This is a genomic window from Nocardia sp. NPDC051570 (genome assembly GCF_044454005.1).
GTDB lineage: Bacteria > Actinomycetota > Actinomycetes > Mycobacteriales > Mycobacteriaceae > Nocardia.
Genome location: NZ_JBITDI010000003.1, coordinates 245,651 through 272,314, shown reverse-complemented (window position 1 = coordinate 272,314; position 26,664 = coordinate 245,651). Strand labels below are relative to the sequence as shown.

Annotated in this window: 16 protein-coding genes; 6 read left to right on the top strand and 10 right to left on the bottom strand. The window is 68.2% G+C overall.

Annotation, left to right across the window (positions count from 1 at the left end; genetic code table 11):
- Positions 1-2 precede the first annotated feature (2 nt).
- From ACIA76_RS08195 to ACIA76_RS08170, 6 genes are read right to left on the bottom strand one after another with little or no spacing between them, the layout of a single operon-like run.
- Positions 3-6,026: an amino acid adenylation domain-containing protein gene (locus ACIA76_RS08195; protein ID WP_397149897.1), complete on the bottom strand. Its 6,024-nt coding sequence runs from the start codon at positions 6,024-6,026 to the stop codon at positions 3-5.
- A 25-nt stretch (positions 6,027-6,051) separates the two neighbouring features.
- Positions 6,052-9,231 carry a nocobactin polyketide synthase NbtC gene (gene nbtC / locus ACIA76_RS08190; protein WP_397149895.1) on the bottom strand — a complete coding sequence of 1,060 codons (3,180 nt, stop codon included), beginning with the start codon at positions 9,229-9,231 and terminating at the stop codon, positions 6,052-6,054.
- A complete protein-coding gene (locus ACIA76_RS08185) occupies positions 9,224-10,540 on the bottom strand; it encodes a polyketide synthase (protein ID WP_397149893.1) in 1,317 nt (438 codons plus the stop codon). Before ACIA76_RS08185 ends, nbtC begins: the two co-directional genes overlap by 8 nt.
- On the bottom strand, positions 10,537-11,292 hold the full coding sequence (locus ACIA76_RS08180; protein ID WP_397149891.1) for a thioesterase II family protein: 756 nt from the start codon (positions 11,290-11,292) through the stop codon (positions 10,537-10,539). Before ACIA76_RS08180 ends, ACIA76_RS08185 begins: the two co-directional genes overlap by 4 nt.
- Before the next feature lie 31 nt (positions 11,293-11,323).
- A complete protein-coding gene (locus ACIA76_RS08175; protein WP_397149889.1) occupies positions 11,324-12,265 on the bottom strand; it encodes a methionyl-tRNA formyltransferase in 942 nt (313 codons plus the stop codon).
- Between the two features lie 31 nt (positions 12,266-12,296).
- Positions 12,297-13,607, bottom strand: a complete 1,311-nt coding sequence (locus tag ACIA76_RS08170; RefSeq protein ID WP_397149887.1) for a SidA/IucD/PvdA family monooxygenase — start codon at positions 13,605-13,607, stop codon at positions 12,297-12,299.
- A 150-nt stretch (positions 13,608-13,757) separates the two neighbouring features.
- Here ACIA76_RS08170 and ACIA76_RS08165 point away from each other — a divergent pair, with 150 nt between their 5' ends.
- Positions 13,758-14,234, top strand: a complete 477-nt coding sequence (locus ACIA76_RS08165; RefSeq protein ID WP_397149885.1) for a hypothetical protein — start codon at positions 13,758-13,760, stop codon at positions 14,232-14,234.
- A 119-nt stretch (positions 14,235-14,353) separates the two neighbouring features.
- Positions 14,354-15,295, top strand: coding sequence for an RluA family pseudouridine synthase (locus tag ACIA76_RS08160; RefSeq protein ID WP_397149883.1), 942 nt, complete (start codon positions 14,354-14,356; stop codon positions 15,293-15,295).
- Between the two features lie 102 nt (positions 15,296-15,397).
- Here ACIA76_RS08160 and ACIA76_RS08155 read toward each other — a convergent pair whose 3' ends face one another.
- Entirely contained in the window at positions 15,398-15,841 is a 444-nt protein-coding gene (locus tag ACIA76_RS08155) for an EXLDI protein (RefSeq protein WP_397149881.1), read from the bottom strand.
- A 241-nt stretch (positions 15,842-16,082) separates the two neighbouring features.
- Between ACIA76_RS08155 and ACIA76_RS08150 the strand changes: the two genes are divergently transcribed.
- From ACIA76_RS08150 to ACIA76_RS08135, 4 genes are all read left to right on the top strand, one after another.
- Positions 16,083-16,817, top strand: coding sequence for a lysostaphin resistance A-like protein (locus ACIA76_RS08150; RefSeq protein WP_397149879.1), 735 nt, complete (start codon positions 16,083-16,085; stop codon positions 16,815-16,817).
- A 179-nt stretch (positions 16,818-16,996) separates the two neighbouring features.
- Positions 16,997-19,045 (top strand): hypothetical protein, encoded by a 2,049-nt coding sequence (locus ACIA76_RS08145; RefSeq protein ID WP_397149877.1) that lies wholly within the window; start codon positions 16,997-16,999, stop codon positions 19,043-19,045.
- 701 nt (positions 19,046-19,746) lie between these two features.
- Positions 19,747-22,107: an ATP-binding protein gene (locus tag ACIA76_RS08140; protein WP_397149875.1), complete on the top strand. Its 2,361-nt coding sequence runs from the start codon at positions 19,747-19,749 to the stop codon at positions 22,105-22,107.
- A gap of 439 nt (positions 22,108-22,546) precedes the next feature.
- The gene (locus ACIA76_RS08135; RefSeq protein ID WP_397149873.1) at positions 22,547-23,158 is read left to right on the top strand and encodes a maleylpyruvate isomerase N-terminal domain-containing protein; all 612 of its coding nucleotides are present in this window, start codon (positions 22,547-22,549) and stop codon (positions 23,156-23,158) included.
- A 13-nt stretch (positions 23,159-23,171) separates the two neighbouring features.
- Here the strand turns inward: ACIA76_RS08135 and ACIA76_RS08130 are convergent, their stop codons facing one another.
- The 3 genes from ACIA76_RS08130 to ACIA76_RS08120 all read right to left on the bottom strand — a co-directional run bounded on the left by ACIA76_RS08130 (position 23,172) and on the right by ACIA76_RS08120 (position 26,618).
- Positions 23,172-24,086 (bottom strand): DUF6585 family protein, encoded by a 915-nt coding sequence (locus tag ACIA76_RS08130; RefSeq protein WP_397149871.1) that lies wholly within the window; start codon positions 24,084-24,086, stop codon positions 23,172-23,174.
- A gap of 262 nt (positions 24,087-24,348) precedes the next feature.
- Complete coding sequence (locus ACIA76_RS08125) at positions 24,349-25,527, bottom strand: MFS transporter (protein WP_397149869.1); 1,179 nt, start codon at positions 25,525-25,527, stop codon at positions 24,349-24,351.
- 41 nt (positions 25,528-25,568) lie between these two features.
- Positions 25,569-26,618 (bottom strand): SDR family oxidoreductase, encoded by a 1,050-nt coding sequence (locus tag ACIA76_RS08120; protein ID WP_397149867.1) that lies wholly within the window; start codon positions 26,616-26,618, stop codon positions 25,569-25,571.
- Positions 26,619-26,664 lie beyond the last annotated feature (46 nt).

Sequence of the window (26,664 nt, the reverse complement as noted above, 5' to 3'; positions counted from 1 at the left end):
GGTCATCGCGAGGCCTTCCAGGCCGCGCCCAGCGCCGCCAGGGCACCGTCATCCAGGCCCGACAGGTTCGCCGGGGCGGCAGGTATCGATGTCACGGGATCGGGTGCGGCGACGGATGTTTCGGGACGCCGCGACGGAATGCGTTCGGCCACCGTCGCGTCGACCGCCTCGGCCAGCTCGGTGACGGTCATGCATTCGAACACCATCTGCGGCGACAGCGGCAGGCCGATCTCGTTGGCGCGCACCGACCATTGGATGGAGATGACGCTGTCACCGCCCAGCGCGAAGAAGTTGTCCTCGGCCTGGACGTCCTCGATCTCCAGCAGCTCCTCGAGGATGGCGATCAGGCGACGCTCGGTCTCGCCGCCGGGCGCTCCGGCGGACTCGCGACGCGACGCGGTCGCAGGCTCGTCGGAGATCAGTGCGATCCGGCCGTCGAGCGTCCATCGCGCACGATCGCCGGTGCGGCACAGGCGATTCGACGGCGTGACCGGATCGGGGACGAGACGCTCGCCCAAACCGTCGAAGGCCAACGCACCGCCGCCCGCATACACCTCACCGACCACACCCGGCGGCACCGGTCGCCGGTTCTCGTCCAGAATGAGCACGCGCGCACCGGGAATCGGCCGCGCCAGGCCGCCGCTGTCCAGCGGGCCGCGCGCCACCGCGCCCGCATAGCCGGGCAGCCGATAGGAGAAGGTGGCCAGCGACCCGGCCGACAACGCGGGCAGCAGATCGGGAAGCGCTGCGGGCCAATCCGTTCCGAGCACGTCCCAGCGCAGCACCGACGGCAGCACCGACACTCCGGTCTGCACGATCCGGGCCAGGATGGCCGGATCGGCCACCACATGTGTCACGGCATGTGCGCACACCAGCTCCACCAGTGCGACCGGATCCTCGCGCTGTGCCTCGGTGGCCACGATCAGCGTGGCCCCGTCGGCGATGGCAGCGAGCAGTTCCACGGTGATCTCGACGCCACCCCAGGGCGCGGCGATCAGCCGGACATCGGCCGATCCGAACGCCGGATCGATGCGGGTCGTGCGCCGATCGGCGGCCAGGGCGCGGCGATCGGCCACCGCGGCAGCCAGCGCCGCATCGTCGAATCGCACGTCACCGTCGGTGTGACAGATCCGATCGCCGCTCGCGCAGGCCTGTTCGAGCCGGCGCACGATCGCCTTCAGCCCGTCCGCCGAGGCCTTCTCGGTGACGGCGCCGCCGGTGAACAGGCCGTGATAGGTGAGCATCGTGTCGCCGCAGCGCACCGCGGTCCGCACCGGCGGCACCTCGCGGCCACGGCGCAGCAACCGCGCCACCCCGAGCACATCGGCGGGCTCCACGCCGGTGGCCCACTCCCCGGTGAGCCGATGACGCTCCTCCGGCGCGAGCACGTCCAGCTCGGCCAGCGGCAGCTCCGGACGGTCGGCGAAGGCCTCGAGCACCCGAATCATGCGCTGCGCGAACGTCTCCGCCGTCCGGGCGTCGTAGAGGTCGGCATTCACGATGACACCGGCGTCCAGCCCGCCATCGCCCTCGGCGAAGAAGTTGATCGACAGATCCAGCAGCGAGGTGTCGAAGTCCAGCGGCAGCACCCGTACCGCGGCCTCGCCGAGGCGGAGATCGGCGGCTGCGGCCCAGCCCTCCTCACGGAAGTGCATCATGGTCTGGAACAACGGATTTCGCGACCGCGAGCGCGGCGGATTCAGTGCCTCCACGACCCGCTCGATCGGCACGCTCTGATGGTTGTAGGCGTCGAGCGCGACCGCCCGGGCCCGTTCGAGCACCGTGGTCAGTGTCGGGTTGCCCGACAGGTCGTTACGCAGCACGACCATATTCGCCAGCAGGCCGACCAGATCCGCGGTGGCCGGATCGATCCGGTTGGCCACCGGGGTGCCCAGCGGAATGTCCACGCCCGCACCGAGTTTGTGCAGCAGGGTGACGACCGCGGCCTGGTACAGCATGAACTCCGACGCACCGGCCCGTTCGGCCACCTCCCGCAGCCGCGCGCGCAACGACGCGGACACCTTGAACGGCGCCACATACCCGTCCTTGCCGATCACCGCGGGCCGCGGCCGGTCGGCGGCGACGGTGATCTCGTCGGGCAGCCCGCTCAGCCGGGTACGCCAGTAGTCGAGCAGGGCGGGCTCGGCCTCTACCATATCTCGTTGCCACAGCGCGTAATCCGCATAATCGACCGGCGGCGGCGACCACTGCGGAGGCACGCCGGTCACACGTGCGGCATAAGCCGCGCACAGGTCACTCAGGATGGTTCGGAACGACCAGTGATCGGCCACCAGGTGGTGCACCAGCAGCGACAGCACATGGGATCGGTTGTTCACCACCAGGATTCGCGGCCGGATGAGCAGTTCGGACTCCACTGCGAAGCAGTACCGCGATTCGGCGGCCAGTTCGTCGCGCAGGTGGGCGGGATCATCGAGCCTCGCGACCGGGACGTCGATCGGCTCGATCGGCCGAATCGACTGGTATGGCAGTCCGTTCGCCTCGGGGAATACCGTCCGCAGGGCCTCGTGCCGCGCGATCACGTCGCCGAGGGCAGCGGTGAGCGCGGGTACGTCCAGCGGACCATCGATCCGCACCGCGAACGGGATGTTGCCGATCGGCGTCGGACCCTCCAGGCGGCGGTGGAACCACATCGCCAGCTGCGAATGCGATGTCGGAATGTATTCGGGCCGCGGCCGTTTCGCCAGGGCGGGCACGGCGGGCGCCGAAGCGGCCGGTGTGGCTTCGATCAGCGCGGCCAGACCGGCGACGGTCGGGGTGTCGAACGGGGCCCGGACATCCAGTCGCACACCGAATTCGGCCCGGATCAACACGATCAGCCGGGTAGCCAGCAGCGAGTGACCGCCGAGTTCGAAGAACGAGTCGTCGGCGCCGATGCGGTCGCGGTCGAAGATGCGGCCGAACAGTCTCGCGAGCCGGGTCTCGGTGACAGTGGCCGGGTCTCGGTGCCGATGGTCGACGATGTGCTCCGGTCGCGGCAGCGCGCGACGGTCCAGCTTGCCGTGCACGGTCAATGGGATCTCATCGATGGCCGCGAAGGCCGCGGGGACCATGTATTCGGGCAGTGCCGCCGCGGCGTGCACACGCACCGGCTCGAGGTCGAGGGCGTGTCCGGACTCGGGCACCACGTACGCGGCCAGCATCGTACCCACGGCATCGTCTCGCACGGCGACCACCACGCAGTGCGCGACGTCCGGATGCGCGGCGATCACGGTCTCGACCTCGCCCAGTTCGACGCGGAAGCCGCGCACCTTCACCTGTTCGTCCGCGCGGCCGACGAATTCGAGTTCGCCGTTGGCATTGCGCCACGCCAGATCGCCGGTCCGGTACAGCCGCCCACCGGAGGTCACCCCGTGCACGCCACCGGAAGTCCCCTCGTGTACGTCACCGGAGGTCCCCTCATGTACGTCACCGGAGGTCCCCCCATGTACCCCGAAGGGGTCGGCGACGAATCGCTCCGCGGTGAGGCCGGGCCGATCCAGGTATCCGCGCGCGAGTTGCTCACCGCCCAGGTAGATCTCGCCGACCACGCCCGTCGGCACCAGCTGCAGCGCCTCGTCGAGCAGATAGGCGTACACGTTGGGGTTCGGCAGGCCGATCGGGACGGTGCGTGCGCCCTGCGGGCCGTCGACGGTCATCACCGTCGAACACACCACGGCCTCGGTAGGACCGTAGTGGTTGCGCAGCCGGGCGTCGAACACGCTCGCGAACTTGTCGGCGATCTCGCCCGGCAACGCCTCGCCGCCGACCGGCACGTGCCGCAGCGCCCGCCACTGGTTGATCTCCGGCAGCAGCAGGAAGGTGCTCAGCATGGACGGCACCATGTGCAGCACGGTCACGCCGCAGCGCGTGATCACCTCGGCGACGTACGGAATGTCCTGGAAGGCATCGGGTTTCGGCACGACGAGCCGCGCGCCCACAGTGAGGGTGGCGAAGATGTCGAGCAGTGACGCGTCGAAGCTCACCGACGACGACTGCAGCAGCCGGTCCTGGGCGGTCATCCCCCAGTGGGCGACGAAACCCTCGAGATGGTCGGCGATCGCGTTGTGCGGCACCGGAACACCCTTCGGCTTGCCGGTGGAACCGGAGGTGTAGATGACGTAGGCCAGATTGCCCGGCCGCAGCGGCCGCGGGCGATCGGTGTCGGTGGGATCGACCTCGGACAGGCCCTCGGCGGACTCCTCGGCCGTGGCCAGCTCGACGCGGCCGAGCACCAGCCGTGGACGCGCGTCGGCGACCAGGTAGTCGATGCGTTCGTCCGGATAGGCCGGATCGATCGGCAGATACGCGGCGCCCGACTTGAGTACGGCCAGCGCCGCCACCACGAACTCCACCGAATTCGACATCCGTAGCCCGACGATGTCCTCGGCTCCGATGCCTCGCTGGATCAGCCAGTGCGCCAACCTGTTCGAACGTGCGTTGAGCGCGCCGTAACTCAGTTCGATATCGGTATCGGGGGCCACCACCGCGATTGCGGCAGGATCCGCGGCGACACGACTCTCGAACAGCGACACCATGGTGTTGCGCGGCGAGTCGACGAGTTCCCCGTGCGACAGGGCCAAGATGCGCTCACGGCACTCGGCGCCGAGCATATCGATATCGCCCAGACGCCGATCCGGATCGGACAGGGCATTGTCCAGCAGCCGCACATAGTGCTCGGCGAGCTGCTCGACGAGTTCGGCGTCCATGACGCCGGTGCGATATTCGAGATCCAGTTGCGCGCCATCGGATTCGAGGGCAACGGTCAGGCCGAGCGGCACCTGGGCGACAAGGCCGCGCACATCGAGCAGGGCGGAGTCGACGCCGGGCAGGGCGAAGCCGTCGGCGGCCTTGCGGACGCTGAAGCCGAGACGCACCAGCTGTTCCAGACCGTCACGGCCGCCGTGACGTTCCGGATTCGCCTCGCGCACCATGCGATCGATGCCGACGCCGTCGTGGGCGAAGGCGTCCAGGCAGGTCTCGCGCACCCGGGCCACCAGTGCGGCGAAGCTGTCGGCGGTGGTGGGCTGGGCCCGCAGCAGCAGGGTATTGCCGAAGTAGCCGACGGCTGCCTCGGCAACGGCGGTGCGGCGCACGGTGATCGGCACCGATACCAGGAAGTCCGTGGCCGCGGTGTAGCGGTGGACCACCGCGTCCCAGGCCGCGAGCAGCACCATGAACGGGGTGGCGGACTGTTCGCGCGCGAAGACCTCGACCCGCTCGACCAGTTCTGCGGGTACGGAGCGCAGGTGATGGGCGGCCGCCTTGTCCGTCGTCGCGGTGGCACGGCCGCCGGGCAGTCCGAGCGGTTCCGGCAGCGGGCGCAGGGTGCGGCGCCAGAAGTCGAGATCGGCCGCATCACCGGCGATGTCGTCGACATCGACGAACTGACCACGCAGCGCGGGAAGGTCGCGCTCGCCGTAGGCGGCATTGAGCTCGCGGAAGAATACCGCCCAGGAGTCGTCGTCCCAGCAGATGTGGTGTACGACTATGACGAGCGCGTACTCGTCGGATCCGGTGCGGGCCAGCAGGATTCGCACGGGCGATTCGGTCTCGAGATCGAACGGGCGGCCGAACTCCCGACGTGCCAGCACCTCCACTCGCAAGGCCCGGCTGGTCTCCGGCAGCTCGCACAGATCGTGGTCCTGCCACAGCGGGGCGAGCGCGGCGTGTGCGATCTGATACGGCTCGCCGTCCTCGCCCAAACCATAAGTGGTGCGCAGGATCTCGTGCCGCTCGACCACGACCTCGACCGCTCGCCGCAGCCGCCCCGGGTCCAGGGCGCCGGTCAGCCGGTAGCCGACACAGATGTTGAGCGTGGTGTCCTGTGGATCGCGAGTCTGCAGGAACCACAGCCGACGCTGCCCCGCCGACAGCGGCAACCGCTCGCCGACGTGGCTACGCGCGGGCGAGACCGGCTCTGCCGCAGCGGTGACACCGCTTTCGGCCATGCGCCGCCGCAACAGCTCCCGGCGGCGTTCGAGAAGGTCCCCGCCGACAGCATGTGGGGATGACAATTGGTCGGACATCTCGCTCCCTGAGTTTCTCATCGACTCACGCCTGCTCGGTCGCCATCAAACGCACGACGTCGTCCAGCGACGCGCCCCCCAGGATCGCCGCGACGGGCAGATCCCGATTCAGTTCGGCCCGCACCCGCTTGCGAAAGTCCAAGGCCTGCAGCGAATCCAGACCCAGCGCCACCAGGGGCACCGAACCATCCAACGCATCCAGGCCGTCGGCGCCGATCACCGCACCCAACTCACGCCGCACCTGTTCGGACAGCGTTGCCCCGGAAGGCTTTTCGGCTACCCCCGGCACCACCCCTGCCCCTTGTTCCTGCGCCGTTCCCACCCCTTGTTCCAGCGCCGTTCCCACCCCTTGTTCCTGCGCCCCTCCCACTCCTTGTTCCAGCGCCCCTCCCACTCCTTGTTCCAGCGCCGAAGGCGTTCGGATAGGCTCGACCGCCACCGGATCCGGAGCCCGCAGCAGCCGCTCGAGCAGCGGCCCGAAACCCGCAGCCGCCGCCAGGGCATGCACCGTGGTCCAGTCCGCCGCGACGACGCTGCGGTTACCCGCACCCGGCCGATCGGCATGTTCGGCCATACCGACGGTCAGCGCATCCTCGGCCGCCATCGGAACCGCGCCTGAGGCCTCGACTGCGACAGCATCGAAGGTCTGCTGCGGTCCCGTCGCTTCCCACAGTCCCCACTGCACGGCCACCGCGTCGATACCCTGCGCCCGCAGCCGACGGGCCAGCACGTCCTGCATGCGGTTCATCGCGGCGTACAGCACCTGGCCGTGCCCGCCGAGGGAGGCCGTGAAGGAGGAGCACAGCACGATCCGGCAGTCCGGGGTGCGCGGTAGCGCGCGCAGGACCACTTCGGTGCCGAAGATCTTGGCACCGGCCATCTCCCGCGTCTTCGCCGCGGTGACCTCGGCCAGCTCCGCGCGCACGTAGTTCATGGCCGAATGCACGATCAGGCTCGCGGGCCGATCGGTCACACCGGCCACGGCCGTCGTATCGGTGATATCGCAGGCGGCGATGACGATCTCGGCGGCCGGGGCGGCGGCGCGGATCGTGCGCAGCCGCCGGGTCGCCGCAGGCGTCTCGCCCGACCGGCTGAGCAGGGTGATCCGCTGCGCCCCGTGCCGTGCGTAGTGTTCGCAGAACTCGAGACCCAATGTCCCGGTGCCGCCGATGATCACAACGTGATCCAGATTCTGCGCACCGGACGCGGGGGGCGGTGCGGTGTCGACATCCAGGCGTTTGACGTACACGCCGGTGCCGCGCAGAGCCAGCTGCGGCTCACCCTTGGTGTGCAGAGCGCGCACGAGAGCGGCCGCCACGCCGGCATCGGCCTGTGCGGCGGCGAGATCGATATGCCGGAACGCGACCTGCAGATGTTCGGCTGCCAGGCAACGGAATCCGGCGGCGACCGCGGCGTGGAACGGATGCGGGACGGGGTCCTCGTCGATCACGGCCTCACCGCCGACGGTCACCAGCCAGCAGTCCCGCACACCGTCGAGGTCGGGCAACCACGTCGGCGCGCCGAAGAATTCGGCGATCTCGTCGACGGCGGCGGACGCGTCGATATCCGGCGAGGGCGGCAGCAGCACGATCACGGTATCGAAATCGCCTGTGTCACCGCCGGAATGCACTCGTGCCGAACCGCCGTGGTTGTAGGCGGCGGTGCACAGCGCGGCCGCGAGTTGGGCGCAGCGCCCGGTATGGTCGACCACGAGCAGCTCGCGCGGCGGCACCAGGGAGCGTCGCTCCAGGCGCATCCAGATCTCGACGAGCCGCTCCGCCCGCGGGCCCGCGGGCGCCGGAATCTCTTCGGCGGCAATGGTTCCCGCCGCGGCCCACAACCGTCTCGGATTCATGACCGTATGCGGGAAATCCGGCAGCGGCGGCCGCACCGAGGTCTCGATCCGCAGCGCCTGCCAGTCGTAGCCGAGGTCCTCGACGGCCACGGCGGCCAGATTGCGGGTGAACTCCCGCAGGCTCTCCGCCGTGCGCAGCGAGGTGCCCAGCACGCGGAAATCGCGGGGCGCCCCGGCCGGATCCCGCGGGACCAGGGCCAGATTCTCCTGCACCGCCAGCTGCAGCAGCGGATGTTCGGCGACCTCGACGAAGGTATCGATGCCGTCGGATGCGGCGGCGACGATCGCGCGGTCGAAGCGGACGCGGTTGCGCAGGTTCCAGTACCAGTACTCCTCATGCTCGAGCTCGGGGGTGATGCGCTCGCCCAGAGTGGCGCCGTAACAAGGGATCTCACCGTCGGCAAAGGTCGGTCCGCTCATGTTCTCGCCGAGCAGCGACTGGAAGGTGCGCCGTAACTCGGCGACCAGCGAGGTGTGCGCCGGATAGGCGACCCGGATCTCCTTGGCGAACTGCCCACTCGCGGTGGCCTCGGCGACGATCTCGACGATCGTGTCGCGATCCCCGGCGACGGCCAGAATGTGCGGGGAATTGACCACGGCCAGCTCCACCCAGCCCGACCGGCGGGCCAGCAGCGCCTCACAGGTCTCCCGGTCCATGCCGAGCACGGCCATCGACATGCCGCGCGGAGAGAGCTGATCGACCAGCTTCGACCGATGCGTCACGACGAAGACGGCATCCCCGCGGGTCATCACCCCGGCTATATGCCCGGCCGCCAGCTCACCCTGGCTGTGACCGATGGTCGCGGCCGGCCGCACCCCGGCATCCCGCCACATGGCGGCCAGGCCGGACATATGGAACATCAAGGCGGGCTGCACTTCCCACACGGTGTCCTGATAGCCACCCTCGTCACCGAGCAGATAGTGCAGCGGCTGGGCATGCCCGAAGCGCTCCACGTGCAGGGCGGAGCAGGCCTGGACCTCGTCCCGATATGCCTGGGACAGTTCGTAATACAGCTTGCCCATCCCCGGTCGCTGACTGCCCTGGCCGGGGAAGACGAATCCGATGCGCCGCGCGGTGGCCGTGCCGGTAACCACCGCCGGATGTTCCGCACCGGCGGCGATGGCGGTCAGAGCGGCGAGCAGATCCTCGCGCCCCTCGGCCAGCACCAGCGCGCGCTGCCGACGCACGACGCGGGTGTGGAAGATCATGTCCGCCACCTGATTCGGCGTCACCCATTCGTGGGACCGCAGATAGTCCGACAGCGCCGCGGCCTCGGCACTGCGCCCGGCGGTGCTGTCGGAGCTCAGCAGCACCGGAACTGTGCCGTCCGGGAGCCGGTACTCACACATACTGATCCTCCAGGACGGGCATGGCGACGATGGCGTGCGCATTGGTTCCGGCGACGCCGAACGAGGAGACCGCGCCGTAGCGCACGCCGTCGATCGGCTCCCATTCCGTCAGTTCGGTGGCCAGGCGCAGGCTGGTGGCATCCCAATCGACCGCATCGGTGGGGTTGCCGGCGAACAGGCTCGGCGCGATCCACCCGCGCGCACCGCACAGCAGCACCTTGATCAGGCCCAGCAGGCCAGACGCGGCCTGAGCATGTCCGGCATTGGATTTCACCGACCCCAGCAGCGCGCCGTGCGCGCGCTCCGGCGCGCCGTAGACCTGAGACAAGGCGATCAGCTCGAGCGGATCGCCGACCGGCGTGCCGGTGCCGTGCCCCTCGATCAGGCCGATCGCATCGGCCGGAATACCCGCGACGGCAAGTGTTTTCTCGATCAGCCGCCGCTGTGCGCCCGCACTGGGCACAGCCAGCGGGGCACCCCTGCCGTTGTGGTTGATGCCGGTGGCCAGCAGGCGGCCGTAGATGCGGTGCCCGAGCTCGCGGGCACGCGATTCCCGCTCCAGCACAACGACTCCCGCGCCCTCGCCCCACAGTGTTCCGGTCGCGTCGGCGGCATAGGGTCGGCAGTGGCCGTCGGTGGCCAGTGCGTTGTTCTTGGAGAACTCGAAAAACGCTGCGGGCGAACCCATCACGCAGACCCCACCCGCGAGCGCCCAATCGCATTCCCCGCCACGGATCGCGCCCGCGGCCAGATGCACCGCCGACAGCGCCGACGCACAGGCGGTGTCGACGCTGAGCGAGGGCCCGATCAGTCCGAGCCCGTGCGAGATTCGCCCGGCCACCGCACCCAGCGCCGAACCGGTGGCCCGGTAACCGCTGTGCTCGGTGACGGCCGCGGCGCGCGGTCCGTATTCGGCGATCGACACGCCCATGTAGCAGCCGGCCTCCGCACCGTCCAGCGCGCCCGGATTGATTCCGGCGTGTTCGAGGGCGCGCCACGCCACCCGCATGCCGACCCGCTGCTGCGGATCCATCGCCACCGCCTCGCGCGGGGTGATGCCGAAGAAACTGGGGTCGAATTCCGTTGCCCCGTCGAGGAATCCGCCCGCATCGCGGACCCGGCTCCAGCCGTCGAGCCGATGCAACGACAGCAGCTGGTCGATCGGCCACTCACGATCACGCGGGAACGGCCCGATCAGCTCGTGCCCCCTCGACAGCGCCGACCAGAACCGCTCCGGCGTCTCGATGCCGCCGGGCGCCTCGATCGCCATGCCCGACACCACGATCGGATCGTGCTCGGTGGTGTTCATCGGACGGTATTCAGCTCGGGCGCAACCAGTTCGACGACGCTCGCCACGTTGTCGTTGAGGTAGAAGTGTCCGCCGTCGAAGACGGTCACCTCGATGTCCCGCCGGCTGTGCCCGGCCCACGCGTACAGATCACGCAGCGTGATGATCGGATCCTCGGTCCCGCCGAGCACATGAATCATGCTGCGCACCTTGACGTCCGGCGGACAGGTATAGGCATCGAAGGCGCGGTGGTCGGCCTTGAACACCGGCAGCGCCATCCGCATCACCTCCCGACTGGCCAGCACGTTCGCACCGGTGCCCTCCAACCGGCCCAGATGATCGAGGATCTGCTCGTCCTCGGTCGGCAGCGACGGCAGATCCACCGCCCGCACCGGGGCCACCGCGGCCGAGGCGGCCAACAGCCGCACCTCGATGCCCGCGGCCTCGGCGGCCCGGACCAGCTCGAAGCCGACCATCGCGCCCATGCTGTGCCCGAAAACGGTCAGCGGGCGACCCCGATGATGCTGGGAGGCAACGAAATCGGCGAGCGCGCCCCGCGCGATCTCCCCGATCGTGGCGCAGGCCTGCTCGCGGGCACGATCCTGACGACCCGGATACTGGAAGATCACGACATCGAAGTGCTCACTGAATGCCTTGGAGAACGTGCGATAGGCCGAGGCCCCGGCCCCGGCATGCGGGCAGATCAACAGGGGCGGAAGATCGGCGGACGCCGGCTTGTGGAACTGCCGGACCCAGCCGAGTGATGCTGGCATAACGGGTAACTCCTGCGGTACGTCGGTGTGATCAGTCGGCCGCGTCGGTGAGATAGCCACCGCGAGCGAAGAATTCGGCGGCACGGTGCTCGCGCCCATCCGCGGTGCGCACGCGCAGGATCAGCAGGCCGTGGTTGCCACCCCGATGCGCGTCAGGACCGCAGACGACGGCGCCGCCGCCCTCCTGCACGATCACGCGGCCGGGAGTGCCGCCGTAGCGGGCCTCCGATACCGCGGCCTCGAGCACCTCGACGCACTCACCGCGGTAGTAGGCGTACGCACGCGGATAGGGCTCCGACAGCGCGCGCACGAAACGCTCCAGATCCCCCGCGGTCCACGACCAGTCGATGCGGCTGTCGCGGGCGGAACGCTTATGGAAGTAGGTGCGCTCGGCCTTGTTCTGCGGCCGCCACCGCGCGGTGCCGGATTCGATCGCGGTCAACGCCTCGTGCAGCGCGCCCGGGATGAGTTCGATACCGGCCTCGACGAGTTCCGTGCCGGTTGCCTTGGGCCCCACGGGAAGTGCGTGCTGGACCAGGATGTCGCCGGTGTCGAGGCCCTCATCCATGCGGTGGATGGTGAGGCCGATCTCCGATTCGCCGCTGATCAGCGCCCACAGCACCGGCGAGAAGCCGGTGAACTTCGGCAGCAGCGAATCGTGCAGGTTCAGCGTGCCGTGCGTGGGCAGGTTGTACAGCTCCGCGGGCATCCAGGTGTACCAGGTGCCGACGACGATGAGAGCGGGCTCGGCGCGCTTGACCAGATCGATGGTTTCGGCGTCGGCCCGCTCGGTGAGATGGACCGGGATGCCGTGCTCGCGTGCCAGCTCTTCGACCGAGTCGTTCCAGATCGCCTTGTAGGACTGCTCACTCGTCGGATGGGTGACGGAGAGGACCACCTCGTGATCCGAATCGATAAGGGCCTGCAGGGTTTTGTGGCCCCAGGTCTGGTAGCCGAACGACACGATACGCATACAACCTCCAGTTAACTAAGCTGAGCCTAACCTATCTATACCCATCGACGGCAACCCTCCCCCCGGAACTCCGCACCGGACGCGAAGCGCCCTTCGGGGCGGGCTGCAGGACACGATCGGACAATTCGCCCAGGCAGCTGAGGTTCGGGAAGCCCGGACCCTGGGCCAGCGCAGCGAGATTCGGCAGGTAGAGGCGGGCGTCCAGACCCCTGACCGACAGGTCGTAGGCGATGGCCGATTCCAGCCGCTGCTGGGTGAGCGGACCCCCGATGGCCAGCTCCAGCAAATCGTTGGCGTCGGAATCGAAAAGCTCCAGGAACCACAGTGGTTGGCCGCCGGTGGCATCGATCACCAGATCGAAGGTGTGGATCTGATCCGCTCGCCCGGTCCCCTCCGGATCCGTCCGCAGGGTGAGCGCCACCGCGTCGCCGCGTTCGTGGACGCGGATCACGCGGCCGCGCACGTGGTGAACTCGACTGTCGCTCATCAGAGTTTCCTGCACCCGGACCGAGAACACACCGCGGTCGGCACGGCGGATCACATCGCGGCGCTCCCGCTCGCTGAGCCCGGCCCAGGTGGTGGGATCGCTGAACAGGGCGTTCTCGAAGTAGCTTTCGCCGCGGGTGTAGATGGTGGCGTTCGGGGAGATGACCGAGACCGTGAGCACATCGTGTCGAACGAGCTCGTCCATCGCCGAACCCGCGGTCTCGCCGCCGCCGATCACCGCCGCGCGCGAGGAGGCGAGCAGGGCGCGCTTACCCGCGAGATCCCAGAACTCGGCGATGCTCAGCACCCTCGGGTGGTCGGCGAGGGCGCGGCGGCTGTTGCCGGGACCGGTGACCATCAGGCCGTCGGCGTCGATCTCGGCGCTACCGCCGCCGGACTCCTCCACCGAGACCAGCCAGCCGTCGGCGGCCGGGGCGATGCGGCGCACGGTGCCGGTGACGATCTCCGCACCGGATTTGGCCGCGACCCACTGCAGATATCGGGCCCACACATGATGCTGCGGATTCGGTCGGCCGCGGTCGATCCACTCGGCGTAGGTGCCGTGCTCGACCAGGAACGAGGTCCAGCCGTAGGCCGTCATCGCCGCATCGATCGCACGATTGTGGCCGCGCGCCCAGGTGGATCGGTACGGGAAGCCGACGTCCTTCTCCGGACTGGTACCCAATCGGTGCCGACCGTCGGTCCAGCCGCCGCTGGGCAGCCAATTGCCGCCGACCGCATGGCTTTCCACGATGATCACGCGCGGAGCGGGCAGACCGAGTTCTCGCAGCACCTGCGCCTTCGCCGCGACCGCCATGGCCTTCGGCCCGGCACCGACCACGAGAAGTGTGTCCACGAGTGTTCTCCTCTGTGATTCCAGCCACCGATAATGAGTAAGCGTTACCTACATTTGCATAGGCTTACCTTATATTGCAGGAGGGTGCCAGCCGATGGATACGCACAATCGGGTGGTGCTCACCACGCCCGCAACGGAATGGATATGGCTATGAAGTCGAGCAAGTTACGCGCCGCCGCCGCGGCATTCTCTTTGGTCGCAGCGCTTTTCGCCGGTATCGCCGCCACCGCTGTGCCGGCCCTGGCCGCCCCGATCATGGCGCCGGTGCGCTCCGACGCCACCGCCCCCGGCCTCGGCGAGCTGACCGCCAAGCTCCAGCTGGTCCTGAACACCGGCGCATCCCGCGCCCAGCGCGCCAACGAGCTCGAGGCGGGCGAGGCCGGTCTGTCCTTGGTCGACCAGGTCGGAACGGTCATGGCCGCCACCCCGCCGAGCTTCCGCTGGGAACTGCAGGGCCCGGTCAACGTCTCCGGCGACACCCTCACCGCCACCCTGCAGACCTCCGTCGACGGCTGGGAGCCCTGGCATTTCACCCTCACCTGGCGCCAGATCGACGGCACCTGGAAACTGACCCGCGAGGCGGAGTGCACGGTCGCCAGCATCGCGGCCCTGCCTTGCACGGTGTAATCGGCTTCGGCGGAACAGAATTCGCCATCCCCGCATCCGGCGCCGGGTGCCGGATGCGGGGAATGAGGGTCCGAGGCGGGAGCCGCTCCCGCGCTACCGCCCGGCTACTGTCATAGGCGATGAGACGCAGGCAGCAGCCGCCACTGGGTAAACGGCACGGATTGGACCCCGCGCGGCTCCGGCTTCCGGAGGACGGCGACTGGGCGACCATCCGCGACCACCTGGTGGAACGACTGCCGCGCGTCCCGGCGGAACGGATCGACCAGATGCTCGCCGAGGGCGCGATCGTCGATCTCGACGGCCCGATCGCACCCGACGCGCCCTACGCCCCGGGCGGCGCGGTCTGGTTCCACCGCGACCTCCCGGTGGAAACCGAGGTGCCCTTTCCGATCACGATCGTGCACCGCGACGACGATCTGCTCGTCGTCGACAAACCGCACTTCCTGTCCACCATCCCCCGCGGTCAGCACATTCTGCAGACCGCGCTGGTGCGGCTGCGCCGCGATCTGGACCTGCCCGACCTGATCCCCGCGCACCGCCTCGACCGCGCGACCGCCGGACTGGTGCTGTTCGTGATCACTCCGGCCCGGCGCGGCGCCTATCAGACGCTGTTCCACAAGCGCCTCGTCCATAAGGAATACGAGGCGATCGCGCGCTACGATCCCGAACTCGATCTCCCCCGCACGGTGCGCAGCCGAATTATCAAGGAGCGCAATATCCTTCGCGCCTTCGAAATCGACGGCGAACCCAATGCCGAAACCCGGGTGGAACTGCTCGAGCGGCGCGGCGATCTGGCCCGGTATCGACTGCTCCCGCATACCGGCCGCACCCATCAGCTGCGCCTGCACATGAACGGCCTCGGCGTCCCCATCCTCGGCGACGATTTCTACCCCGAGATCACCGACCGCCCGGTCGACGATTACACCCGCCCACTCCAATTACTCGCCGCCGCGGTGGAATTCACCGATCCGATCACCCGCGAACCGCGCATCTTCCGCACCACCCGAACGCTGCAGGCGTGGACCGACCCGGACGGCTGGGCGGCCGGACCCCACGCATGACGATGCGGGCCGCCCGCCGAGGGCGACCCGCATCCCGACCTACCACACCTCGGCGGCCCAAGCCTGCGAACATCCCGGACTGCCCTTCCGCGCGAATCCGGCTCAGATATCCAGATCCTCGGTATGCGGGGTTTCCACCGCGGCGACGACTCGGCGATACAGCTTCGGCGAAACCTTCTCGCGCAGTTCATCGATCGAGTCGACGATATCGACGGTGTAATCGCCCCAGTCCGGCTCGTCGGAGCCGATGCCCAGCAGATTGCGCCAATTCCGCCAATCCAACTTCAATTCCGTCATCAGATCCGACCGATTCTGAAATTCGGTCCATTCGGCCACCTGATGCTGCACGACGAACTTGCCCGTGCGACTGCGGTACACCTTGCTCACCTCGACGCCGGTCTTGCCGTAGTCCTTGGCCTCGCACAGGAAGCGGCCGACGAAGCGCTTGGCGCGCAGGCCACCCGGGCCGTCTTTCACGATGATCTCGCCGAGGCCCTCGTCATTCGGGGCGTCGAGTACGGCCGGCTGCTGCGGTTCGGTGGTCATGACTGCTCCATTCATGCATGGCTGCGCAGGTGCGCATTCATTGATCGATCGGGCACGCGGATTCCGTGCCCCGGAACGCCGGTGAACCGCCCGCGACTTCGAGGGCGACCCGTCGTTGGGCTGTCATCTCGTTCCGTCGACGACTATACGTAGACGTATACATATAGAGCAAGCCCTAGTTTCCGGGGGTGTGATCGATCGAGCCCGCACACTTCGAGCGAATGAACGTAGACTGGCGCCGATGTCTCGAACCGATAACGGCGACACGCCGCGCCGGTTGCATGCCTGGATCGACGTCACGGTCGTTATCGTCGTCCTGGCCTGCACGAACCTGATCGCCCACTTCACCTCCGCGTGGGCCAACATCGTGACGGTCCCGCTCGCGGCGGTCACGCTGGTGGCGATGATGCGGCGGCGCGGCCTCGGCTGGGGCGAGCTCGGGTTGTCGCCGCGGCAGTGGCGGCGCGGGACGCTGTATGCGCTCGGGTCGGTGGGCATCGTGCTGGCGGCGGTCGCGATCGGCGCGATACTGCCGATCACGCGGCCGTTCTTTCTGGCCGATCGCTATGCCACCATTTCCGGCGCGCTGGTCGCCTCGATGATCGTCATTCCGCTGCAGACCGCCATTCCCGAGGAACTGGCATTTCGCGGCGTGTTGCACGGCGCACTCGATCGCGCGTCCGGCGTACGAGGCGTATTCGCGGCCGGATCACTGCTTTTCGGGCTCTGGCATATCGCCTCATCGCTCGGTTTGACCAGCGGCAATCGCGGATTGAGCAGCATTCTCGGCGGCGGTGTCGCCGGGCAGATCCTCGGAATCGCGCTGGCCGTGTTGGCGACCGCGGCCGCGGGCGCGGTATTCACCTGGCTGCGGCGGCGCAGCGGCAGCCTGCTGGCGCCGATCGCACTGCATTGGTCGCTGAACGGCGCGGGCGCGCTGGCCGCCGCGCTGGCGTGGCACACCGCCGTGCACTGAAATCGAAAATGGCCGGTAGCGGGGCGTTTTCGGGCGCGACACCGAACTGATGTTCGGTTGGAGCATTGACCACCGGTAGGTCTCGGATTACTCTCACTTCGATCACACATACGTTCGAGTAATCACTCTCAGGCATTGCAACGCGGAAACGCACCCACCCCGCCGAGCGGAGCGAGGCCATGAAACACGAGTCCGGCAATTCCGAGATCGAAGTGCTGGCGCAGCGGGTCGCGACCGCGCGCGGCAAGCTGCCGCTGCAGACCGATCCGGCGCTGTTCGAGGAGCTGTCCGAAGCGGAAATCGCCGCCGAACGCGAACTGGCCGAATGGATTCGGGCCCAGCGGCGCCGGCAGCGGCGCCACGCCGTCGTCGCCGAGCTGTCCGCCGAGAAGCGGGACCGCCGCGTCGCACTGGCCGTGCGGCGCGCCGACGACGCCGATGTGCGCTGGCATCGCCGCGCCCTGGCGGCCCGGCGGCGGGTATCCAATCCCGATGCCCGCCTTGCCCAGTTGTATCGGCGGGCCGAATGGACCTCGCGGGCGCTGATCGGCGTCGTGGTGCTGGGCATGCTGTGGGCCGGGGTCAACGTCCAGCACAATCTGGTGCCCAGCGGCGATATGCGCGATCCGCTGTATTGGCTCAGTTACGGCTTCGAGGCGATGATCTCGATCCCGATCATCGCCATCATGGTGGTGGCCACGACGGCCGCGCGCTGGGGCCGCGAAATCGCCCGGGGCAAGGTCGTTTTCCTCGAGACGGCACTGCTCGGGGTGACCATCGCACTGAATGCCGGACCGCATCTGGTGTCTCACGCGCCCGCCCGAGCGGCCGAGGCCGCCGTGGCTCCGGTGATGGTCGGTGTCGTGATCTGGTTGCACGCCTGGGTTTCCGCTCGATACGCGCAGCTGATCGACGGCGTGCCGGTCGAGGATCGCGAGACGCCCCCCGCAACGCTGGTGTCCAGCGAGCGCGCCGATCTGCCCGCCGATCCGAGCCATATCACCGAACTCCCCATCGGGACAACCGATTCACCGGCGCTTCCCACCGACCTTGCGACCCAATCCCTGGAGGCGCTGTCCTCGGCGGCCACCCATAACGGATACGGCTATCCGCTGGCATTCCCGACCGGAACGCCGCCCGCCGAATCCTCCCGCCCCCACGCAGAGCCCGTCACTCACAACGGCCACCCATATCCGGGCGCGGCGGAACCGACCGCGCACAACGGCTACCCGTATCCCACCTCTGAAGTACCGGCCACACGCAATGGCCACACATATCCCGCCGAAGAACCCGCTACGCGTAACGGTCACATATATCCCGCTGCCGGAAATCCGGCCACGAACAACAGTCACACATACCCGTCGGCGACGGAATCGGGCACCGGAGAGCCCACCACACGCAACGGCCATGCCTATCCCGCCGCGACGGAACCTGCCGCGCGCAACGGTCACTCACATGCCGCTGGTGAAGTGCCCGCTACCCACGCCGACCATGCCTATCCCGCCACAACGGAATCGGGCACACGCAAGGGCAACCCGCATCCCGCCGAGACAGAGCCCGCCATGCGCGACGGCCATGCGTACGTTGCCGCGACGGGCTCGGCAGAGCCCACAGTCGATAGTGGCCACGCGTATTCCGATGCGCCGGATGATGTTTCCCGCACCGAGCAGCCCACCGATACCCATCCCCCCGCCGATTCGACACCCGACTTGGGCGGCGCGGGAAAAGCACCGGCGCCCCAGGAGATCCGCCCTTCGAGTAACCGGAAAGCCGGCGCAGAACATCCCTTCACTCGCCGCCCTACCGCGCCCGCCGAGCAGCCCGCGGCCAAATCCCGCACCCACGAGGCGATCGAGCGCGCGACCCAACTGGTCCTCGACGACGCACCGGTCGACACCCCGCCGACCCGCCGCACGTACCCCACCGCCGCGCCGATCCCCGACGCCGCCGACATCACCGACGAGATCGACCCCGAGCCCCCGATCGACGACAGCGACGATATCGCCGCCGAAATCGACGATGTAGAGGTCTGGGCCGTAGCCCGCGAAATCTCCGAACGCCGCCTGTCCAGACTCCCCGTCGAACAACTCGCCGAGGTCCTCACCCTCGCCGACGAATCCTGGACCCCCGCGGCCATCGGCGCCTCCATCGGCCTCCCCGGCTCGCGAATCCTCGGCATCCTCGAGGCCGCCCGCCGAATCCGCCGCCCCTACGCCATCCCCAGCTAACCGTCCATAGAGTCCGGCAACTGATCGGCGAACGGCAGCGGCAACGCCCTCCGGCCGAGGGCCGTTTCCGGACCGGAATTCCCCGAAATGCCCTCTGTACTGCAGTTTTTCAGCACGGAGAACAGATTCGGCTCGGCCGCACACCACACCTCGCGTGATGATTGGCGACGCACCGGCTGATCGCGGGACCTGCGCAATGAGGCGCTGGTCCGGGGCCGGGCAGGCGCGAGAGGTGCCGCCGATGGAAGGGGGATCGGCGGCGCTTCTCTACCGTTGTCCGGGCTCGGCCAGCGAACTGCTCAACAGTCGGATCGCCGGTAACCTGTGTCGTGATGAGCGATACGAGTCAGCCCGTTGGCATCGGTGAAAGCTCCTCGTCACGAGCACTTTTCGCAACCAGTCTGGCGGAATTGTGGGAAGCCGCGGGCAATCCCACACTGCAGCGAGTCGCGGCGGCCACCGAGGCTCGGATGCGACCCACTCAGGCGCCGGGTCGCGGCCGCGGTTCGTTGATGCAGCGCATCAGCGATTGGCGAGCCGGCCGTAACGTGCCCTCTCGGTTCGAATCGTTGGAACCGGTGTTGGTGACCCTGATCTCGCTGGCCCGACAGACATCCGGTCCGGTCCCATCGAACTTGTCGAATTCGTCTGCCTGGCAACGTTTATGGAAGGCCGCGAGCGCGGAATCGGTACGACCGGCAGTGACGACCGCGCTGCGCCGCGACATCCACACGTTCGTCGGCCGCGACAGCGAGGTGCAACGGATCCTGGATGCGGCAGGGCCGGGACGGGTGGTATCCATCCACACCGTCGACGGCATGCCGGGTATCGGTAAGACGGCCCTGGTCACCCGCGCGGCACATCTGCTGGCCGACCGATTTCCCGATGGCCGGTTCTTCGTCGAGCTGAATACTCACACCCCCGGACAAGTTCCCACAGACCCGGCCGACGTACTGGCCACACTGCTCACCCACCTCGGGATCGCACCGAGCCATATCCCCGACTCCCTCGACGCGCGGCGTGACCTGTGGCGAGATCGCCTGTCCGCCAAGCGCGCGCTGGTGGTGCTCGACGACGCGCGCGACCACACCCAGATCGAACCGCTGCTCCCGACCGGACCCGAATGTCTCACCTTGATCACCAGCCGCCGCCGGCTCATCGCCCTGGACGGCGCGCTCCCGATGACACTGGCGACCCTCGATCCCGATAGCGCCATCGACTTGTTCTACCGTCTGGCGAACCGCGGCCCGAACAACGACGACGCCACCGCGGCCGCCGAGCTCGTCCGATTATGCGGATATCTCCCGTTGGCGATCGTGCTGCTGGCCGGTCGCCTGGCCCACCATCCGGCCTGGACCCTGACCGGCCTGGCCGCGGAATTCGCCACCACCCAGAATCGGCTCGACGAGCTCGATACCGGGCAACGCGCGGTCCACGCCGCCTTCACCGCCTCCTACGAGGATCTACCAGCCGACCGACAATGGGTGTTCCGTCGACTGGGCCTGCACCCGGGCTCCGACTTCGACGCCCACGCCGTCGCCGCGTTGAACGACATCCCACTCACCACGGCCCGATACGAACTCGATGCCCTCTACACCGACCACCTCATCGACGAGACCGCCCCCGGTCGCTACCGGCTGCACGACCTCCTACGGGAATTCGCACGCACCCTCGCCGCCACCGACTCGTCCGGCGACAACCGGCGAGCAGTGGAGCGATTGCTGGACTACTACCAGCACACCGGGGCGGCTGCGGATCGGTGGCTGGCGAGTTACCCCCTCCCCACCGATGATCAGCACACCGCCGTCACAACCGGTGCGGTGGCACGGGAATTCGAGAATGCGATGCGGGCGCTGGCCTGGATGCGCATCGAACGAACCAACCTGCTTGCCTGTCTGGAGTACACGGCCGAGCATGACCACGCACGGATGGTCCGGCTGACCAAAGTATTGGCGGAAATGCTCGAGCGCGACGGGCCGTGGCAACTGGCCCTACAACTGCATCGGCGCGCCGCTGAAGCCGCCGACCACCTCGACAATCGCCTCGGCCAGACCACCGCCCTCACCAACCTCAGCATCGTGCAGTGGCGCACCGGGATTTACGAACACGCCATTGGACTGCAGCAACAAGCCCTCACCCAGTACCAGGAACTCGGCAACCTCCTCGGCCAGGCCACCGCCCTTACCAACCTCGGCTTCATGCACCGCGAGACCGGGGACTACGAACAGGCCACCGCCCTACTACAACAAGCCCTCACCCGATATCGGGAACTCGACAACCGCCTCGGCCAGGCCACCGCCCTCGCCAACCTCGGCCTCGTATACCGGGAGACCGGGGACTACGAACAGGCCACCGCCCTACTACAACAAGCCCTCACCCGATATCGGGAACTCGGCAACCTCCTCGGCGAAGCCACCGCCCTCAACGGCCTCGGCACCGTACGTCGAGAGACCGGAGACTATGAACAGGCCATCGAGTTGCAGCAGCGAGCCTTGAACCTGCATCGGGAATTCGGCAACCGTCTCGGCGAAGCCAGCACGCTGACCAATCTCGGCATCGTGCAGTGGCACATCGGGAACTATGAGCAGGCCGCCCACCTCCAGCAACGTGCTCATACCTTGTTCCGGGAAATCGGCCACCGCGTAGGCGAAACTATCGCCCTCGGCAGCCTCGGCCTCGTGCCTCGGGAGACCGGGGCCTATGAGCAGGCCGCCGATCTGTACCAGCACGCGCTGAACCTGTTCCGGGAGCTGGGCAATCGCCTCGGCGAAGCCGAGACACTCAACGACACCGGGAAGTTCCTGTTCGAAACCAGCACGCCGGGTGAGGCATTGACCATGTTCACCGACGCGTACACAGTGGCCCGTGACATCGACAGTCCACTCGAGCAGGCCCGCGCCCTGGAAGGCGCCGCCCACTGCCACGCCGCCCTCGGCGACACCCACACTGCCACCACCCACCTGCGCGAAGCCATAGCCATCTACCGCCACCTCGGCGCACCCGAAACCGATGCCGCCACCACCTATCTCGCCACCCTCGAATCTCCGGATCCGGCAGCCTAGCCGATCAGCTCGAGGGCGGCCGCAGCCTCGTCCAGGGTGCGGAAGATGTGCGCGTCATTGAGGTGGATACAGCGCACTCAGGCCAAACCGCCTAGGACTCCGGACTACGGTGGACACCCGCACGCCGGGTGCGAGCCGACCGTTCGTATGGCCGCCTGGAATGGGATCATCAGCCTGCATTGGTGTCCGGATCCGTTGCGCCGGGACGAGGCTGGCTTCTGATCGACGGCTGAATTGCTTGGCCGCTATTGCCGTACGGAAGACCATTTAATAGGAAGCAGCCATATTGGATTCGAATAGCGATTTCCGGACGGATGATGCGACTCCGATATCGGTTTTCAACTCATAACGGCGCGTCGCCCATCGACTCGTTGCGTGGTGCCCGGATGGATGCTGACATGGAGGTACGGCAGATTCCGGATAGCGGGAGGGGACGGGGATGGACAGCGTGATTTTGGCGGAGATATTCACGGCTTGGAGCGAGCGGGTTTCGGCCCTGACGCCGGAGCAGTGGGGCGCGCCGACGCGGTTGCCGGGCTGGACCGTACAGGATCTGGTGGCGCATTTGGCCCCGGACAAGCGGGTTTTGGAGTTGTTGCGGTCGCCGCGGGTCGAGACGCCCGCGGTGACCAGTGGGGCGCAGATGCTGCGGATCTACAACCTGCCGGGCGGGGTCGCCCATGCCGCGGCCGAACAGAACGCCGAATCGGCGCGGGATGCGGCGACGGCTGGGCCGCGGACGCTGATCGCCTACTTCACCGACGACGGGCCCGAGGTGATCGCCGAATTCCGGAGCACCGACCCGAATGTCGGTGTCGCCCATCCGCATCCGGCGATCGGCACGGTCAGCTTCGGGGCCCTGGTCCAGGTCATCGTGGTCGAGGCGACGGTCCATCTGCTCGACCTGATCGCGGCCGTCGGCGGCGGACCGGTCCCGGATGCGGCGCTGCGCCGTACGGCCGAAATCCTCTCGGCGGTACCGGATCCCGTGGCCTTCATCCAGTCAGCGACCGGGCGATCCACCGAGCCGGTCCTCCCCGTTTTACGCTGAGCCGCACCGCGGTTCAGGACACCTCGCGGGCCGCCGGGGGCTCGTCGGCCTCCGCGGCGGGATCGTCGGGCTCGTCCTCGTAGACCACCGCCTCGAGCGGCACCTGATCCATGGCCGCCGCGATGCGCAGCCGCTCGGCGACCTCGTTGAAGATGTAGAAGTTGGGGATGGTGCCCACCGGGGCCAGCGAGACCCACCGGCCGTCGACCTTGATGCGGACCATGCCGTCGCGGGAGTCGATGGTCTGCACGTGTTCCCACGCATAGGAGGCATCCTGATATCTGAGATCGTCCAGGCATACAGCGATTTCGCCGAAATTCACCGTCTGTTCGGCATCGATGGTGGCGACCACGTTCGGTAATTGCGTTGCGGTCACGGCGGATTGGATGTGCGGACCCCATTCACGGGCATCGGCGAACAGATGTTCGTCGAATTCGGTCGCCATACCACCGGGCCCGCTGACCGCGAAGGAATAGTCGGTCGCCGCGGCGTCGGCGAGGCGGAAGGGGACCACCAGCTGCCGGACTTCGACACTGTCCCAACGGAATGCGACGATCTCCTGACCGACGTGGAACACCGTCATGCCGTGATCGAACAGGTCCAGCCGGGCCCCGCGGCTACGCCGATTGTGCTGGCCACGCAGGGCCATGACCGCCAACGGGGCCAGGGCGAGGGCGCCGACGGCCGCGCTGCCGACGAGCGAACCCGCTGCGGCGCAGATGACACCGACGATCAGCAGCCCGCCCGCCACCAGGGCACAGCCACGCACGACCGTGTCGTTGCTGATCGGCGTCGGCGGGAACGTCTGCCGGTGTGCGCCCAGCTTCTCGTACTCGGCCATGAGACGGATCAGCTGCGTCAGGGGCACCGTTCGCCGGCCATCGGTTCCCCCGTCGCCGCGCTCGAGCGTGCTCGGGGTGGTGGTCAATGTCCCTCCAATAGGCGATTTCTCCGCGCGAAGCGTATTCGACGCAGTGGCATCCTGCTACCGCTACGCGCGGTCGACGCGCCGGAAACTTGGACAAAACGACACAGCCCGGATCGGACAGATCTCGATTCGATCTCGGCCGAACTCGAGTCGGGCCATCTTAACGCCCTGTGAACCGCATCCGACGATCCGGTATCCGCGCGTCGACTCCCCTATACCCCGGCAATTGCCGATCGAAACAAATCGCCGCCCACGTAATTCACTATGCGGACACGTACTCTCGCGCCCGTGACCGCGCGACCAGCGCGACCACCGCGGCCAACCCGCCGCCCGCGCCGATTCCGAGGGCGGCCGCCGCCCCGAATCCGGCCGCGAATCCACCGGCGTCGATGGCCACCCCCGCGATGGAGCTGCCGATGCCGTTGCCCAGCGTCAGCGCGGCGCCGTGCCAGCCGAACGCCTCCCCGCGCCCGCCGTCGGGAACGATCCGGCTCATCTGGTCGACGGAGGCGGTAATCGTTGGCGCGCACAGCAGCCCCGCCACGAAGCCGGTGATCCCGAGCGCGAGCGGCCCGGCCGTGAAGGCCATCGGGAGCGTGACCGCGCCCAGCCCGGCGAGCAGCAGGAAGGTCGATACGGATCGCCGCATGGCGCCGTAGACGAGCCCGCCCACCGCCGAGCCGAGGCCACAAACCGCCATCACCACGCCGAGCCACTGCGCCGCCCCGAATTCCCGCACGGCCGAGACGAAAGTGAGCTCGGAGCCGGCGACCACCGCGACCGCCGCGCTGGCGCCCAGACATAGCGCGACGAATTCGATCCGGAACCATTCTCGGCGCGGCACCGCTGGTGCGGCCCGCTCGGCGTCCGAGCGCAGCGGCGGATTCAGCACCCACACCAGCACTCCCGCCAGGATGTGGGCCCACTGCGCGGCGAACAGCACCGTCGAGGTCGATCCGATCGTGGTCGCGGCGACGCCCACGACCGGACCGACCATGAACGCCGCCTCCACCGATACCGACTCCAGGGCCAGCGCCGACTGCCGGGTGTGCTCCGAGGTCGCCGCGATCACCGCCTGCCGCACCACGGTGAAGATCGGAATATCGAAAAGCCCTGCGACAGCGGCGAGTACGAGCAACGGGACATAGGAGACGAACGGCGCGATCGACCAGCAGACCGCGCCGACGACGATCGACGGCACGATCGTGCGCCGCAGCCCGAACCGGTCCAGCAGTCGCCCACGCCAGGGCCCGCTCACGGCCGTGCACAGGGTGACGGCCGTGCTCAACACCCCGGCCTGCGCATAGGAGCCGTGCAGCGTCTGCACCACATGCACGGCCAGCAGGACGGCGCCGGCGAAGAACGGGATGCGTACCAGCGCCCCCAGCAGCAGCACATTGCGCACCGCCGCGGCACTGAGAACCTCCCGATAGGACCGCACACCTGGGAGCGTGGCAGGTCACCGGCCGCGGCGCCACGGATTTATCCCATGATTGCGGCGACCCCGACCAGACCCCGATCGAACAGGCTGCGCGCCGTGGCGATGACGGTCTCCTCGGTGGAACGCGGTGTCCAGCCGAGGGTTTCGCCGGCCTTGGCGCTGCTCACATGCCGGACCCTGCCGAGGTTGGCGCTGACCTCGCCCATTCCGGGCACGAGCTTGGCCGCCGCCTTGACCATCCACAGCGGCACCTGTTTGGTCGGCACACGTTCGCCGTCGGGTCCGAGCGCGGCACGCAGCATCTCCGCCACCTCGTTCATCCCGACCGCGTCGTCCGCGGCCGCGATGAAACGCTGACCGGCCGCGGCCGGGTGGGTCATCGCGCGCAGATGCAGATCCGCGGCGTCGCGCACGTCGACGACCGCGAACGACAGGGGCAGCACGGCGGGCGCCGTGCCGTCGATCAGCTTGAGGATCAGCGGGATTGCGCTCGAATAGGCCGGGCCGAGCACCGGACCGAAGAGGCCGACCGGATTCACCACCGTCAGCTCCAGATCGCCGCCCTCGCGCGTGACGAAGTCCCAGGCCGCCTGTTCGGCAAGGGTTTTCGCCTTGATGGAGGGCGGGATGGTCGAATCGCCGAGGTTGGTCCAATCCTGTTCGGTGAAGGGACGTTTGGTCTCCTTGTGGCCGTAGGCGACGGCGCCGAAGGAGGAGGTGACGACCACGCGGCGCACCCCGGCGTCGCGCGCGGCGCGCAGTACGCGGATCGTGCCGTCGCGGGCCGGGACGATCACCTCGTTCTCGTCCTCGGGCTGCGCCGCCGGCATCGGCGAGGCAAGATGCAGCACCCAGCTGCAACCGGCCACCGCGTCCGGCCAGCCCGCATCGGCGGTCAGATCGGCGATCACCACCTCGAGTCCGGCCGCATCCGGCGCGCCCGCCTCGGTGAGTTGTTCCCGAATCCGTTCGACCGCATCACTATCGCGCACGGTGGTCCGGACCCGGTAACCCTCACTCAGGGCCTGGGCTATGCATCGCGTGGCCAGAAAGCCCGTACCGCCGGTCACCAGCACTAATCCATCAGCCATACCATCGCCATCCGTTCAGTCGGGGGGTTACAGGTATTCCGAAAGC